This window comes from Halalkalibacterium halodurans (assembly GCF_004376175.1).
Taxonomy (GTDB): Bacteria; Bacillota; Bacilli; order Bacillales; family Bacillaceae_D; genus Halalkalibacterium; species Halalkalibacterium halodurans.
This window is the reverse complement of the sequence record NZ_SNUY01000008.1, coordinates 1-15,128: the sequence shown is the minus strand read 5'-3', so window position 1 is coordinate 15,128 and position 15,128 is coordinate 1. Positions and strand designations below refer to the sequence as shown.

General features: G+C 43.6%; 18 protein-coding genes. 4 read left to right on the top strand and 14 right to left on the bottom strand.

All coding sequences use genetic code 11. The features are described from left to right. Positions 1 to 2: 2 nt before the first annotated feature. The 3 genes from lepA to gpr all read right to left on the bottom strand — a co-directional run bounded on the left by lepA (position 3) and on the right by gpr (position 3,530). Positions 3 to 1,832, bottom strand: a complete 1,830-nt coding sequence (lepA, locus tag E2L07_RS04055; RefSeq protein WP_010897508.1) for a translation elongation factor 4 — start codon at positions 1,830 to 1,832, stop codon at positions 3 to 5. 87 nt (positions 1,833 to 1,919) lie between these two features. After that, entirely contained in the window at positions 1,920 to 2,258 is a 339-nt protein-coding gene (locus E2L07_RS04050; protein WP_010897507.1) for a DUF3679 domain-containing protein, read from the bottom strand. Between the two features lie 153 nt (positions 2,259 to 2,411). Continuing rightward, on the bottom strand, positions 2,412 to 3,530 hold the full coding sequence (gpr, locus tag E2L07_RS04045) for a GPR endopeptidase (RefSeq protein ID WP_134228920.1): 1,119 nt from the start codon (positions 3,528 to 3,530) through the stop codon (positions 2,412 to 2,414). Positions 3,531 to 3,821: 291 nt separating this feature from the next. Here gpr and rpsT point away from each other — a divergent pair, with 291 nt between their 5' ends. After that, positions 3,822 to 4,088: a 30S ribosomal protein S20 gene (gene rpsT, locus E2L07_RS04040; RefSeq protein ID WP_053431533.1), complete on the top strand. Its 267-nt coding sequence runs from the start codon at positions 3,822 to 3,824 to the stop codon at positions 4,086 to 4,088. A gap of 64 nt (positions 4,089 to 4,152) precedes the next feature. Here rpsT and holA read toward each other — a convergent pair whose 3' ends face one another. After that, positions 4,153 to 5,181: a DNA polymerase III subunit delta gene (gene holA, locus E2L07_RS04035; RefSeq protein WP_134228919.1), complete on the bottom strand. Its 1,029-nt coding sequence runs from the start codon at positions 5,179 to 5,181 to the stop codon at positions 4,153 to 4,155. A 380-nt stretch (positions 5,182 to 5,561) separates the two neighbouring features. On the opposite strand from holA, the gene E2L07_RS04030 reads away from it, so the two are divergent. After that, the gene (locus tag E2L07_RS04030; RefSeq protein WP_010897503.1) at positions 5,562 to 5,699 is read left to right on the top strand and encodes a YqzM family protein; all 138 of its coding nucleotides are present in this window, start codon (positions 5,562 to 5,564) and stop codon (positions 5,697 to 5,699) included. 54 nt (positions 5,700 to 5,753) lie between these two features. On the opposite strand, the gene E2L07_RS04025 is transcribed toward E2L07_RS04030, so the two are convergent. From E2L07_RS04025 to E2L07_RS04015, 3 genes are all read right to left on the bottom strand, one after another. Beyond that, positions 5,754 to 8,075, bottom strand: a complete 2,322-nt coding sequence (locus tag E2L07_RS04025; protein WP_053431535.1) for a DNA internalization-related competence protein ComEC/Rec2 — start codon at positions 8,073 to 8,075, stop codon at positions 5,754 to 5,756. A gap of 61 nt (positions 8,076 to 8,136) precedes the next feature. Beyond that, positions 8,137 to 8,703, bottom strand: a complete 567-nt coding sequence (locus E2L07_RS04020; protein ID WP_010897501.1) for a ComE operon protein 2 — start codon at positions 8,701 to 8,703, stop codon at positions 8,137 to 8,139. Between the two features lie 63 nt (positions 8,704 to 8,766). After that, a complete protein-coding gene (locus E2L07_RS04015) occupies positions 8,767 to 9,255 on the bottom strand; it encodes a ComEA family DNA-binding protein (protein WP_166740016.1) in 489 nt (162 codons plus the stop codon). Between the two features lie 184 nt (positions 9,256 to 9,439). Here E2L07_RS04015 and E2L07_RS04010 point away from each other — a divergent pair, with 184 nt between their 5' ends. Both E2L07_RS04010 and comER read left to right on the top strand, forming a co-directional pair. After that, positions 9,440 to 9,700, top strand: coding sequence for a YpbS family protein (locus tag E2L07_RS04010; RefSeq protein WP_053431537.1), 261 nt, complete (start codon positions 9,440 to 9,442; stop codon positions 9,698 to 9,700). A 96-nt stretch (positions 9,701 to 9,796) separates the two neighbouring features. Continuing rightward, a complete protein-coding gene (gene comER / locus E2L07_RS04005) occupies positions 9,797 to 10,624 on the top strand; it encodes a late competence protein ComER (protein ID WP_053431538.1) in 828 nt (275 codons plus the stop codon). A 78-nt stretch (positions 10,625 to 10,702) separates the two neighbouring features. Here comER and E2L07_RS04000 read toward each other — a convergent pair whose 3' ends face one another. The 7 genes from E2L07_RS04000 to aroE are packed head-to-tail and all read right to left on the bottom strand — an operon-like array spanning position 10,703 to position 14,980. Beyond that, positions 10,703 to 11,446: a class I SAM-dependent DNA methyltransferase gene (locus tag E2L07_RS04000; protein WP_010897497.1), complete on the bottom strand. Its 744-nt coding sequence runs from the start codon at positions 11,444 to 11,446 to the stop codon at positions 10,703 to 10,705. Next, positions 11,443 to 12,315 (bottom strand): CvfB family protein, encoded by an 873-nt coding sequence (locus tag E2L07_RS03995; RefSeq protein WP_134228918.1) that lies wholly within the window; start codon positions 12,313 to 12,315, stop codon positions 11,443 to 11,445. Before E2L07_RS03995 ends, E2L07_RS04000 begins: the two co-directional genes overlap by 4 nt. Continuing rightward, positions 12,315 to 12,668, bottom strand: a complete 354-nt coding sequence (rsfS, locus tag E2L07_RS03990; RefSeq protein WP_010897495.1) for a ribosome silencing factor — start codon at positions 12,666 to 12,668, stop codon at positions 12,315 to 12,317. Before rsfS ends, E2L07_RS03995 begins: the two co-directional genes overlap by 1 nt. 19 nt (positions 12,669 to 12,687) lie before the next feature. After that, positions 12,688 to 13,251, bottom strand: coding sequence for a bis(5'-nucleosyl)-tetraphosphatase (symmetrical) YqeK (yqeK, locus tag E2L07_RS03985; protein WP_010897494.1), 564 nt, complete (start codon positions 13,249 to 13,251; stop codon positions 12,688 to 12,690). Further along, the gene (locus E2L07_RS03980; RefSeq protein ID WP_010897493.1) at positions 13,205 to 13,828 is read right to left on the bottom strand and encodes a nicotinate-nucleotide adenylyltransferase; all 624 of its coding nucleotides are present in this window, start codon (positions 13,826 to 13,828) and stop codon (positions 13,205 to 13,207) included. Before E2L07_RS03980 ends, yqeK begins: the two co-directional genes overlap by 47 nt. 18 nt (positions 13,829 to 13,846) lie before the next feature. Then, the gene (gene yhbY / locus E2L07_RS03975; RefSeq protein WP_010897492.1) at positions 13,847 to 14,137 is read right to left on the bottom strand and encodes a ribosome assembly RNA-binding protein YhbY; all 291 of its coding nucleotides are present in this window, start codon (positions 14,135 to 14,137) and stop codon (positions 13,847 to 13,849) included. A gap of 6 nt (positions 14,138 to 14,143) precedes the next feature. Further along, complete coding sequence (gene aroE, locus E2L07_RS03970) at positions 14,144 to 14,980, bottom strand: shikimate dehydrogenase (protein WP_134228917.1); 837 nt, start codon at positions 14,978 to 14,980, stop codon at positions 14,144 to 14,146. Between the last annotated feature and the right edge of the window lie 148 nt (positions 14,981 to 15,128).

The window sequence follows — 15,128 nt, the reverse complement described above, 5'->3', positions numbered from 1 at the left end:
TGTTACTTTTTCGGTTCATCCATACGCAATACGGCCATAAATGCTTCCTGTGGAACCTCCACATTCCCCACAGCTTTCATTCGCTTCTTTCCTTCTTTTTGCTTTTCTAGAAGCTTCCGTTTACGTGAGATGTCACCGCCGTAACATTTCGCTAATACGTTTTTACGCATCGCTTTGATCGTTGAACGGGCAATAATTTTCGTGCCAATACTCGCTTGAACTGGCACCTCAAATTGCTGGCGTGGGATGAGTTCTTTTAGCTTTTCAACAATTTGTTTTCCTCGTTCATATGCAGAGTCACGGTGGACAATGACAGAAAGGGCATCAACGACTTCACCATTCAGCAAAATGTCCATTTTCACTAAGTTAGATGGCTTATAACCGATCAATTCATAGTCAAAGGAGGCGTATCCTTTCGTGTTTGATTTTAATTGATCAAAGAAATCATAGACGATTTCTGATAGGGGAATTTCATAAATGATTTGCACTCTGTTTTCATCAAGGTATTGCATGTCGATGAAAATCCCGCGCTTCCCTTGACAAAGCTCCATGACAGCTCCGACAAAATCGTTTGGAACCATGATCGTCGCTTTGACATACGGCTCTTCTACTTCCTCAATCTTTTGCCTATCAGGCATGTTAGACGGATTATCAATTTGCTGTACTTCCCCGTTCGTCAGTTGAACGCTATATACAACGCTTGGTGCCGTCGTAATTAAATCAATACCAAATTCTCGCTCGATCCGCTCTTGAATGATTTCCATATGGAGAAGTCCTAAGAAGCCGCAGCGAAAACCAAAACCGAGAGCTTGTGACGTTTCAGGTTCATATTGCAATGACGCATCGTTCAATTCAAGACGCTCTAACGCCTCGCGCAAGTCGTTGTAATCATTCGTATCGACTGGGTATAAGCCGCAGTAAACCATCGGATTCATTCGTCGATAACCAGGAAGGGGCTCGTCCGCCGGGTTGTTCGCGCTCGTGATCGTATCACCGACCCGAGTATCACCGACATTTTTTATAGAAGCGGTTAGAAAGCCAACATCACCTACAGTAAGCTCTTCCCGCTTCTCAGGCTTTGGTGTGAAGACGCCCACTTCGGTAACTTCAAACTCTTTTCCAGTTGCCATCATTTTAATTTTTTGTCCAGGTTTCACAGATCCTTCTACAATTCGAATATAGGCAACAACGCCTCGATAAGAATCGTACAATGAATCGAAAATCAATGCTTTTAGCGGACCTTCTGGATCTCCACTCGGCGCTGGAACTTTTTCAACAATTTGTTCTAAAATTTCTTCAATCCCAATTCCATTTTTAGCTGAAGCAAGGACAGCTTCCGACGCATCAAGACCGATCACATCCTCCACTTCTTGGCGCACACGCTCAGGCTCAGCACTCGGCAAATCAATTTTATTAATAACCGGTAGGATTTCAAGATCATTATCGAGGGCTAAATAAACATTGGCCAACGTTTGCGCCTCAATCCCTTGCGCCGCATCAACAATAAGCAGTGCCCCTTCACAGGCAGCTAAACTCCGGGAAACTTCATATGAGAAATCCACGTGACCTGGTGTATCAATTAAATGAAAAATGTACTCATTTCCATCGTTCGCTTTATAAACAAGCTGAACTGCATTCAGCTTAATGGTTATGCCCCGTTCACGCTCAAGATCCATAGCATCCAACATCTGGTCTTTCATTTCTCGTTGCGTGAGGGCACTCGTCTTCTCAAGAATTCGGTCCGCCAACGTTGACTTCCCATGGTCAATGTGGGCGATAATCGAGAAATTCCGAATTCGCGACTGACGAGCGAGACGTTCCTCTCTGTTCATCTTCGTCATCACTCCTACGACATCGTCAAAAATACACTAGTTTCAATTATAGCAACGTAAAAGTGATCATTCAATATATTGTTCATTTCAAGAACGAGATCCGTTTAACACGTCATGGAACCATGAGGATAATGTCGCTAACACGAACCTTGTCCCTTGATTGACACCATTTGCTAACGCTTCACCTAAAGCGGAGAAAAAATTAAACTGACCGGTTTCCACATTCCGTTCTTGTTTTTCCGCTAGTTCCATTGTCTCCTGCAGCCGTTCATCGCTCGGTTCACGTTGTTTTTCAGGTCGCTCCTCAATAACCAGCGGCTCGGGCTCTGACAGTCCTAGATGCTCGTTCATTTGCTGCACACCAAACAATGCCCCTGTTAATCCAACCACTATACATGCTACACAAAGGAAAATCACTTGTCTCATAGCTGCTCCCCTTCTTATCGCATTCTTCCCTTAGCGACGAAAGCTCGTCCGATTAGGACGATCGTTATTTATAACCGTATGCGAGAAAAAGTCCAAATAGAAGGAGGCTTACGAAATAAAAAAAGAGCCCGCCAGTTGGCGAGCCCAAAGATTTTAATGGGTGTACGCTCCCACATTGTCTTGATTGACCCCTTGATGTAGAGCAGCATTCAAGCCAGAGGCAATGACATTCGCCATATCTTCAATAAAGACATCCACTTCCTTAGGAGTGACCATTAAATTATGACCGAGGGGAGCCAACACTTCTTGAATGAGCTGCCGCTTCTCTCCCTCAGGTAACGTGCCCATCATCCCAAGAAATGTCTTTCGCTTTTCTTCTGGAGGCAGATCCTCATCTGTTAGCTCACGACGTTCACCAAATGTCATTCCGGCTGGAGCCAATGCTCGAGATGGCTTTTCCCCTTCCCGCAGCTCCCGGCCAAAATGCTTTAATACGTAATCAATGGCATCACTAGTAATTGTAACAGCATCTACTACAGTCGGAATTCCAACTGCAATAACAGGAATTCCAAGCGTTTCTTTGCTCAGTTCCTTCCGTTTATTCCCGACCCCACTACCAGGGTGGATTCCTGTATCGGATACTTGAATCGTCGCATTCACCCGTTCAATCGATCGTGACGCAAGGGCATCTACAGCAATGACGAAATCAGGCTTTGTTTGTTCAATGATTCCGTAAATAACATCGCTTGTCTCAATCCCTGTCACACCCATTACACCAGGAGCGATCGCACTCACTGGTCGAAAGCCTTCCCCTACTTCTTCTGGTGCTAAAGTAAATAAATGACGCGTGACTAATAAATTTTCTACCGTAATCGGACCCAAGGCATCTGGGGTCACATTCCAGTTTCCTAACCCCACCACGAGGCAAGTATGGTCTTTCGTGATCCCTAACTCCCTCATAAATTGAGAAAATTGCTGGGCAAACACCCGCTCCATTTTTTCTTGAATGTCCGTATTTTTTTTTCGGATTCCTTGTGATTCAAATGTTAAATAGCGCCCCGCTTTTTTCCCTGTACGCTCAGCCCCTAAAGGATGAATGACCACTTTGCTTACCTTTACACCATCCATAACCGTTTCTTCAATATCAAAACCTTCAACAGTTGACGCTGACTGTTTTGCTTCTTGTGCTTCTTGTTCCTTGACTATATCGTGAGCTTCAATGGCTAAATCAGTTCGTACATTATACTGTTCTAAATTTAATTCCTTCACCATTCTTCCCACTCCTTCTTCGTTCTCAAATAATTGCTGCAAAAATTATCGTTCCCTATCGATTCGTATTCCATTCTCTATTGCATTTTTCTTCCGCATTTGATAGAATGCAGATTGTTGTCAAGATGATCACATTGATCTCTTTTTCTTTTTTAACTATGTTCGAAAAGTGAATAATGTCATCATGAGACATGTCTTGTACCCTTTTTGAACAACTCTTAAAGAAACCGAACGGACCATTTGTGACGAGCGGTTCATTAAGATCAACGATGGTTATTCGGGAGGTGAAAGGGAATGCCAAATATTAAATCTGCGATTAAACGTGTAAAAACAAACGAAAAGCGTCGTATTCAAAACGCTTCTGTTAAATCTGCACTTCGCACAGCGATTAAGCAATTTGAAGCGAAAGTTGAAAACAACGACGCAGAAGCGGCCAAAGCAGCTTTTGTTGAAGCAACAAAAAAGCTTGATAAAGCAGCGAACAAAGGTCTTATCCATAAAAACGCAGCATCTCGTCAAAAATCTCGCCTTGCGAAAAAATTGAACGGACTTTCTGCGTAACGGACAAAAGCCTCTCCTTGATAACGGAGCAGGCTTTTTTTCATGGGTAGTTACGCTTTGTCCACTAACCTACGCTCTCCCTAGAACCCATTGTGAGTAAAAACAATTCTAATGCCAGCACTTTATCAACCTTTCCACTTTTAATCGCAAACTCTGTATCCGCAGCTTTTTCGATTAGGGAATATAACAGTTGGTCTGACATGCTGGCTGCTTTTTTTCCCGCAAGTTTGGCAACATAGGGATGAATTTTTAACGGCTTCGCCATCTGATTCGGGGTGTATCCTCTTCGTCCAAGCTCTTTGACTTGGTACATGATGCGAAACTGCCGTGTTAATAAGGCCAACAGCTTCAATGGCTCCTCTTTTTGTTTCAGGAGCTCATGGTAAAGAGAGAGCGCTTGATGAGTCCTCTGATTGATGGCAAAATCAATCAAATCAAAAATGTTCTGATCAAGCGTTTTGGCAACGAGCAAGGTTACGTCCTCTGATCGGATGATGCCTCCTTCCCCTACATACAACGCTAATTTATTCATTTCAGATGCTAATTGGGTCAAGCGAAGACCCGTCATCCCTAACAACGTGTCGATAGCTTTCTCGTCCATCTCCACCTGAAGCTCGCTTGCCAGTGAGGATAGCCATGCTTTTGCCTCTCCTTCGTCCAAAGGCTTTGCCTCAAGAACAATCGACTCTTTTTTAATAAGCTTCGTGATTTTTTTTCGTTCATCGAGCTTTTCATAAGGGGCCATGATCAGCAAAACCGTCTCTGGAACTGGGTTCAATATGTATTGCTCCAATCGTTTCACATCGTGCTCAACATCAAGCTTTTTGCTTGTAAATAGGGCAGCATCTTTTAAGATCACGACCCGCTTCGAGCCAAAAAAAGGAACCGTTTCTGCTTCTTCGAGCGCCGTCTCAATCGGAACATCAGTAAGGGAATAAGATGAAACATTCATATCCCTTTCCTCATCCGATAACGTTACGGACAAAATGTCCTGTATGAGGTCTTCCATTAAAAACAACTCGGTCCCATACATAAAATATACAGGGGCCACTCGTCCCGCTTGGGCGTCTTGCTTTAATTTTAAATAGTTCATTTTCGGTCACATCCTTTAAAAGCAAGCCAATCATCAATACAAAAAACGAACATAAGCTGTTCGAATTTAGTATATCATATAGGTACGAATGGAAAAGGGAGATGAACCAGATAAAGCCCATCCCCCATTTATGATAAACGTCATAAAGGAGGACCCCGAGCCATCCTCTTTATGACGATAATCATAACCGCCTGTGTAGTTGTTATGATATCCTATGCAACCTGAAACTATAGGTGACAACTCTTAGCAACCAAGGGAAGTGATCTAGGTTTATGAGAATTTTATGAACAAGCCTGCAATTCTCACGACAGCTTGTCAAATCTGGTAGATTTTTTTGGGGATATCCCTTATACTGAAATTGCGATGAAGGAGGAGATACGATGAACCACTTTGAGAAAGATGTTCAGTATAAGAAAAACGACTTTATTGATTCCATTGTTGGATTTGCAGTAGTGTTTGGCTTTTTCACCGTACTTTTCACGATTGCAACATTAGTTGATGTGTTTGGTGGACATTAATCCGTAACAACCACTTTGTGATAAAAGTGGTTGTTTTTGTTTATCCATGACAATTCAATCTGTCGTCATCACCCGAGCGTAAATCCCTCCATCCCGAATCGTTAACTTAACAGCTCCATGGAGGTCTGTCCGCAGTACAAAAGTTTCATGTTGCTCCAACGCTGCCAATACATCTTGATTTGGATGCCCATACAGATTGTTTCTGCCTGCTGAGATAAGAGCCACCACCGGGTGAACGGCTTCAAGAAACGGATCAGTCGTTGAAGTAGCACTCCCATGATGGCCTACCTTTAACACATCTGCCTTTAGATCACCATAACCTTCCAACAATCGTTTCTCGCCTACTTCCTCTAAATCACCTGTGAACAAAAAACGAACCCCTTCAATTACCGCATATACGACAACCGACTGATCGTTGAGCTCCTCTTCATCACCAAAAGGAGATAACACGCGAAAGGAAGAAGAACCTATCACCCATTGATCACCCGACTTAACGAAACGAATTGATGCTCCTGCTTTTTTTAACGCACTTAAAACTTCCATTTCCCGTTCGGTGTATTCGGCATGTTTGTATCCATAGACGACTTCATCCACCTTTATGGATCGGACCAGTCCTTCAGCTCCGCCAAAATGGTCCTCATGTCCGTGGGTTAAAATTAATTTATCGATCCCACGTATCCCTTTCCCCTTCAAAATCGGTGTCAGTACTTGCTCACCAATATCTCTCGTGTTACGCCGTTCTTGCCACGGCTCCATTTCCCCATAGGTTACCCATCCACCGGTATCAATCATATAAACCGCCTTTCTTCTTGGAAGCTCAATCAAAAAGCTGTCCCCTTGACCAACATCAATCATAGTTACTATGGCTTCATTGCTCCAATACGGGGAATAAATTTGCCAAGCGATAAGAAATAATACGACCGAAAAAGCACCCCAGGCTTTGAATGGTTCCTTTCGTTCAAGCCATGCCCAACCAATGATCAAGCTGATCATCATTAGAAAAACGCTATTTAGTGACGGCTTTCCAATGACAACAGCGGCAAACGATTGTTCGTTTAAAACCAAAAGAAGCTGATGGACGATTGGCACAATGATCTCAAGAATGAATAAGGGAAGCTCAGCAACCCCTGGATGTATCAATAGCGAGCTTGCAACGAAAAAGCTTAACGGCAAAAGAACAAAAGAGACAACGGGTACAAAGAGAAGATTGAGAGGAACAGAGAGGATGGGCAGTTCAAAAAAGTGATACAAAATAACAGGCATGGAGATCAGTTGGGCGAGGAACGTGACTTTTACCAAGGAGAGCAACGGTCGATTGATTGCTTGCAATAAGGTGGAGGATGAAAGAAGCAGCGCACACGTCGTTAAAAAGGAGAGCTGGAAGCCTAATTGGAAAATCGCGTATGGTTCAATAATGATGTAAATGACGGCAACTAAAGAAAGGACGATTATCGGCGCCAATCGCTTTTGAAAACGGAGTGCTAATAAAACAGTCATCGTCATCCCTACCGCGCGAACAACTGAAGGTGCCGCCCCTGCGACAATGGCATAAAAGGGGAGAAACAATAGGAGCAACTCATACGCTCTTTCACGTGTAACACCGAGCCGGATGAAAAGATAAAAAACAGCTGCGACCACGAGTCCAACATGAAGCCCTGATACCGCAAGTAAATGGATGACCCCTAATGACTGGTATGCAGATAGTAGCTCGCTGTCAAGTTCACTTCGATCACCGTAGACGAAAGCTGCAATTAATCCTGCTGTTTCATCGGATGCCAAGTCATAAATGTCTTGCAATTGTTCGCTCCGCCAGCGTTTTACCTTCATAAAAAGAGTCGTGGGCTGGTCACTACACTGCCATTGCGTTAAATCGGTACGAAATATCCAATGGATTCGATTATTATCTAAAAACTGCCTGTAATTAAATTGGTATGGGTTCGTCGGTTCACTAGGTATCTCTAACTGGCCAACGAACGAGCAGACCATCCCTATTTGCGTCATTTCCAGTTTATCTTTCTCCGCTTCAGCTTGGACCCTTCCTCTAATGAGCACTTTTTCACCATCTGTTGTTTTTACGGTCGCAGAAAATTGGTCCCCGTCCAATTCTGGATCAGAAATGAGCGTCCCTTCCACGCTTTGAACTAACGGATTTAGTTGCGTCTCGTTTTGCCTTTCTTGGACGACTCCGTACAACCAAGCACATAAAAAGAGAAGGATCGCTAGAAAAAGAAGCAGAAAACGCCGATATTGTTGACAGACAATGATCAGGAGTAGAAGGAACGCGAGGAATCCGAGGAGGGCACTAAAGCCCCGCAAGCCAGTAGCGAGGCCTAGCATGATCAATAAAGAGAAGAGGAAAATGATTCGGGAAGCCAAGCCATCACCTCACATGAACCTAGGTTTAAGAATTAGGAAGGATCATTCGCCCATTAGCGATTTAAGAAGATGTATAAAGACGGTTGGCCTTTTCGTGCAATTGACGGATCTCAGCTTCGTCATAGCCAGTTTCAGCCAGCCTTTTTAACAAATCAGCAGTAAACGTTAGTTTTTCTTCGTTGTGCCGGTCCAAAATCATTTCTTCTAATTCGACCTGCTCCACGTCTACCCCCGCATCACGAAACAACTCTTCAGCATACGGGGAATTTTTATAGTCCGTTGCATAGTAAACTTTTTTAATACCACTTTGAATAATGGCTTTCGTACAGTTCACACACGGAAAGTGGGTTACATAAATTTCTGCGCCCTCTGTAGGTACCCCGAATTTTGCACATTGCAATAACGCATTCACTTCAGCATGAATCGTTCGAATGCAATGCCCCTCAACAACGTAACAGCCTTCATCAATACAATGAGGCCCACCTGAAATCGATCCGTTGTAACCACCAGCAATAATCCGCTTATCGCGAACGATCGTCGCCCCTACCATAAGGCGAGTACACGTACTCCGAAGTGCTAACAAGTGGCTCTGTGCCATAAAATATTGATCCCAAGAAATTCGATTCAACTTGCTCACCTCTACATTTTGTCTCCTGTAAGTGTAGTGGACGCTCACTACTTCGTCAATGTCCTAATTCAACCGCAAGTAAGGGGCGAGCTTTTCATATGACTTTTCCCCAATTCCTGAGACGTTCATTAGCTCCTCCAATGAAGAAAAGGCTCCATGCTCTTCACGGTAGGAGATGATCGCTGTCGCTTTAGCAGGGCCAATTCCTGGTAATGATTGTAGTTCCACTTCAGTCGCTCGATTTAATACGACCATCTGGGTATCCCCTTGCTCATTTTGCTGTTCAGGGAGAGACTGTTCAGCTTCACCTTGTTCAGGAACATAAATAAACATCTCATCGTGTAATTTTACCGCTAAGTTGACACTTTCAGCAGCAGCCTTTTCTGTCATACCACCCGCCTTTTCAATTACGTCAATCACCCGTTCCCCTTGTACCATCTCATAAACGCCAGGATGTTCCACAGCTCCCTTCACGTCGACCACCAACCGTTCATTCGTTCCATCAAGCTGCTTGTCAGCCTCCGATAAGGGCTGATTGTTATCAAAAGACATAAATATGTCCTCCTCAGCCTGGTTATTTTCTTTTAATCCAACATTGCCAAAGGCCAAAAAGACCATTACACTTACTATCAGAGCGAAAATGAGAGCGACCACACTCACCAACTGCTCCCTTTTTGTCAATGGAAAAAATTTCATTTATTAATCACCTCACGATCGAGCGAGAAAGGAGCCCAAAATGAGCGTACATTTACAAATTGCAGACCAAATCAAAAAGCATCGTCAAGCGCAAAAACAGTTTCAACAAATGGATCAAAAGCGAGAGGCAGCGATCGAAAAAGCGGTAAGCGAAGCGAAGCAAGGCAAGCCTTTCACAACCACAGCCATTAATCGAATCACAGAAGAGATGAATCAACTAGCTAAACTATATCAATTGCCTACACGTAAACTTGTAACCGTTGAGATGGTCAAGACTTACGCGTTACGCATGCAAAAATAAGACAACAAACATATTCTCCTAACTCCTGTCATACATGTGTAAGTAAGGATCCATCATATGTCAACTTGATGGTAGCAGCGAGAAGGAGGCGACATCATGAAAATCGGGTTTATTGGGACAGGAAGTATGGGAACAATTCTCATTGAATCATTTCTCGAATCATCCGCCTTAACAGCCGAACAAATGGTGATAACAAATCGCACACGGGAAAAGGCAGATGCGTTGGCTCGTCGGTATCCCGGGCTATCGGTAGTTGATCACCCAGAGGAGGTCGTTCAGCAGACTGACTGCTTTTTTGTTTGTGTAAAACCGATGCAGTTCCACCGCGTGTTAATGGACATACGTCCCCATTGTTCGGCAAACAAACTGCTCGTCTCGATCACAAGCCCAATCTCAATCGCCCAATTAGAAAACTCTGTTGATTGCAAAGTGGCCCGAGCCATTCCGAGCATCTTAAATCGGGCTTTCGCGGGTTCAACGCTCGTTAGCTTCAGTGAGCGTTGTCTTGAAGAGGATCGGTCGTTCCTTTGCGGCTTATTGGGCACCATTTCAGAGCCATTATTGATTGAAGAAAAAATTACACGGGTATCTTCAGATATCGTAAGTTGCGGGCCCGCATTTTTTAGTTATTTAACGCAACGTTTCATTGAGGCAGCGGTTCGGCAAACAGCGATTTCCGAAGAAGACGCGACGGTGTTAGCGACCGAAATGTTAATTGGGATTGGGAAATTGTTAGATCAGGAATTATATACTTTACCGACGTTACAAAAACGGGTATGTGTACCTGGAGGTATTACTGGGGAAGGGATCCGCGTGTTAGAGGAAGACGTGGGTCACATGTTTGATCGCCTGTTTCAGAAAACCCATCAAAAATATTATCACGAACAGGAGAAAATTTCGTCTCAGCTTACGTTAAAGGGTTGAGTCACCTCCTTGTAAGAGATAAAGGACAGGGATATCCCTGCCCTTTATCATTTTCGCTACGCAAAAGCAAATTCCTGTTTATTTTTTATAAGCTTTAAAAAAAATCCGCTCACTATTTTCGGTTGGTGCCTCATTTGTAAAATCAGCAGTGATGTCTATACGTGAGAAACCCGCCTCTTTTAGCCAGTCCACGTAACGCTCAATTGGATACCCCCGTTGAATGTGGAGTTCTTCATAACGATCATAGGAGCCAGTCTCATTACGTACAAAAAACGTAAGCTCGTGCTCAACCGATTGTTCAGCTTCACCAGCAAAGCTCTGCCATATATATGAAATTTCTTCATCCGCATCAGCGAACGTTTTTCCGATAAAATGGTTCCTGAGCTTTGTAGGAGAATGGACGTCAAACATGAACACTCCCTGTTGATCTAAATGGTCAAATACCCGCTGAAACGTTTGGACAACTCCTTCTTCGGTTATCACGTAATTCAAGGAGTCACAAAAGATCGTGATCACTTGATACGTTTCTCCGGTATAGAACTCGGTCATATCTTGCTGAAATAAAGGGACTTGAACCCCTTTTTGAGCTAACGCCTCTCTCGCAATCACGAGCATGTTCGCCGATTGATCGACGCCTGTACAGGCATAGCCTCGCTCACTTAATATCTTAAGCAAACGGCCTGTCCCACAGCCAATATCCAGTAGGTTTACATCTGAGAATATCGCCTTTCGGATTTCTTCCTCCACGAGTTTTGCCCAACGATCATATGGCGCATCAGCCATTAATCGGTCGTATAATTTAGCAAACATCTCGTAATTCATTGCTCTCGGCTCTCCTTGCGATACGTCCATCCATCCTCTTGATAAACTTTCCCTTCCTTCAGGAGCTTTCCGAGGGCCCGTTTAAACGACGCTTTACTCATATCAAAACGTTTTTTAATATCCTCCGGTGGAGTTCGATCAGAAAACGGCATGGCCCCTCCACGGGAACACAAATAGTCAAAAATGACGTCCGCATCCTCTTTTTGCCGTTCTGTTCGTACAGGGAATGTGGTGACATTGATCCGACCGTCTTCACGAACATATAATACTCTCGCTGTGATACGTTCCCCTAATCTCGGCTTCGTCTCCATTTCTGTTTTATGCAAATAGCCAAGATAACCTTCTTCTGTAAACAAAACAGCGCCATCGTCGAGAAAATGGTAGACTGTGCCATGCACTTCTTTTTTTCGGAGATTATTCGTTGCTTTATTAGCTTGCTCTTCCAAAGGTTGTCCTTTCACCAATTTCCCCATTAACCGCCCTTTTTTATCCCATGTTAACGATACGGGAAGTCGGTCACCCACTTGTGGCCAAATGGATCGATCAGTCGGCAATTCATCGATGGAAAGAAACAGATCACGGGAAACACCGTTATGCAAAAACAATCCGTGCCCGTCCTTCACAGCAACGACCTCGAGCCAAGCGAGTTCACCGACTGTGAGGAGCGGTTCTTCCATTGTCCCAGTTAAACGACCTTTGTGGTCATGATATAAAAAAACCGTAACCTCATCGCCTTCCGAAACCTCTCTCGTCATTTCCCGTTTATGAAGAAACACTTCTTCTTGCTTCCTTTCATCTGTTAGAAAGGCCCCAAAATCACGAACACGGTCCACGCGCATTGTCACTTGATAACCTGGCTTTAAACTCATTAACTAATAACTCCTTCTAATTCAACAGTTGGCGCATCTCCCCAGAGCTTTTCTAAGTTGTAGTATGCGCGCTCATCTTTATGAAACACGTGAACGACCACATCACCGAGATCAATCAGTACCCATCTCGCTTGTTCATAGCCTTCAAGACGTTTAATTTCAATGCCTTGTTCCTGTGCTACTTTTTTTAATTCATGAGCAATTGCTTGTACTTGTTTTTCGGAGTTCCCATGACAGATGAGAAAAAAATCAGCAATTAATGAAATCCCCTTCATATTTAAGGCAACGACTTGTTCTGCTTTTTTATCGTCCACAGCATTTACCGCCAGTTGCAATAGTTCTTGATTTGACATTTGTGTTTCACTCCTCCCATCATTTCTGTTCTAATAGTAACTGATTGTATGTTGCAAGGGTATCAGGATATATAGGCTGGTTTTTTTTAAGCAAAAACGTAATTGTATTTACTAAAGAAGAAATAATGGCGCCATTCAAATCTGTTTTTGCTTGTGTGCGCACTTTTTCCACACCGGGAAATTGACGGTTTGGTTCTATATAATCAGCTAGAAAAATAATTTTCTCCAACAGACTCATATTCGGCCTCCCCGTTGTATGGAAGCGTATCGCTTGAAGAACGTCTTCATCCTCAATTCCGACTTCTTCTCGTACATAGTATGCACCACATGGAGCATGCAACAGCTCATCTCCATAAAATAATATATCCTGCTGCGACAGCTTTTCCCTTATTAAAGTTCTCATTTCATTTTTATCTCTAAATTTGGCATAATCATGAAAAATGGCAGCAAGCTCAGCCTTTTGTTGATCCGCACCATAAAGCTTTGCCAAATCAATCGCCGTTTCCATTACCCCAATGGTGTGTTGGTAACGATGTTCAGTTAGATGAGGTTTTACTAACTGAAGGGCTTTTCCGCGATTCATTGGTTTTGTACAACCCCTTTTCATAAATATAGCGTTCTACATCTAAAGGTAATAAGTACGAGATCGGTTTCCCTTCCGTCATCCGCTCACGGATCATCGTCGATGAAACGTTCACCTCTGGCCCCTCTACGAGCATCAGTTGGTCTTGATAAGGGGAATCAAGCAAAACACCTGGTCGCTTAAAGCCAATGAACGTTACAGTGGCAAGTAACTCATCGATCCCTTTCCATGTCGGTAAGCTTTTGACCATGTCGCCGCCGATAATAAAAAAGAAGCGAACATCTGGGTGTTTCTTTGTTAACGTCCGAACCGTATCAATGGTGTACGATTTCCCTTCTCGCTCTAACTCGATTGTGCAGATGTTAAAAAGCGTTTCCTTCCCTTTAATCGCTCTCTTGATCATGGCAAGCCGATCATCGTTGGAAGCGATCTCCTCTCGCTCTTTATGGGGAGGGATGCCGACCGGTACGAACCAAACTTCATCCAAGTCCGCACAATGTATCGCCTCTTGCGCCAATAAAAGATGACCGATATGCGGCGGGTCGAACGTTCCCCCTAAAAGTCCGATGCGCTTCACTCCGTTTCCGCTCCCTTCCTACGGCAACTCAATTGTTTTCTGTTCTTTTGATTCCTTATATAACACAATAACATTGCCGATCACTTGAACGAGTTCAGCTTCAGCACCGGTAGCCAAAGCCTCGGCCACCTCGTCACGATCCTCTTCGCAATTTTGTAGTACGCTGACTTTAATTAATTCGCGCGCTTCAAGAGCTTCACTAATTTGTTTAACCATGTTCTCATTGACCCCACCTTTTCCTACTTGAAAAATAGGCTGAAGGTGGTGAGCTTTCGCCCGTAAAAAACGTTTTTGCTTTCCTGTTAACATATTGCATTATCCTCCTAGCTGTTCTAAAACACAGCGTCTCATTTTTTCACGATCAGGGCGTAAACCTGTCCATAATTCGAAAGCAAGCGCCCCTTGATTGACAAACATCCCTAACCCATCTACCGTTTTTGCGCCTTTTTGTTTGGCTTCACGTAAAAATTTCGTTTCAAGTGGATTATAGATTAAATCGCTAACAACCGTCTCCCTTGATAAACGTTCAAGGTATAAAGGCATATCGTCGACACGGGGGCTCATCCCGACAGATGTAGTGTTAATAATAACCGAGAAACGTTCTAGTTGTTGTTCAGCTTCTTTTAGGGAAAGAGCTGAACAGCTTGTCTCACTCGATTCAAGGACTTCGCTAAATTCCTTGGCTTTTGCCAACGTTCGATTCGCGATCGTAATGGATCGAACCTTCTCCCGTTTAAGCACCATCCCGATCGCTCGAGCGGCACCACCTGCACCAATAATCAACACATCGTGTGTCGGAAAAGGAGTTGTCACAACATCCATCAAAGACTCTAAGTACCCTTGCCCATCTGTATTAGAACCGAACAATTGCCCGTCTTTCATTACCACCGTATTTACAGCTCCAATTTCTTGCGCTTCTTCATCGACCATGTCGAGATAATCCATAATTGTCACCTTATGCGGGATTGTCACATTGAAGCCTTGCATTTGTAACGCCCGAGCCCCTTCTACAGCTTTTTCTAACTGAGACGGCTCCACGTCGAATGCATGGTAATAACCATCGAAATCTAACAATTGAAACATTTGGTTATGCATGAGCGGTGATAATGAATGACCGACAGGGTGCCCCAAAAGACCAAAAAGCTTTTTCATCTTTTCTCTCCCCCTAAATTAATCGTATTGTCAAAACTTTATATAAAAATAGGTTATTAAATCCTATATTAGAGGGCTTTATAAGCAAAAAAATTGCCACCCCCTTAAATTCTGTAGATAATTGAGGTTACCACAACACCCAATTCCA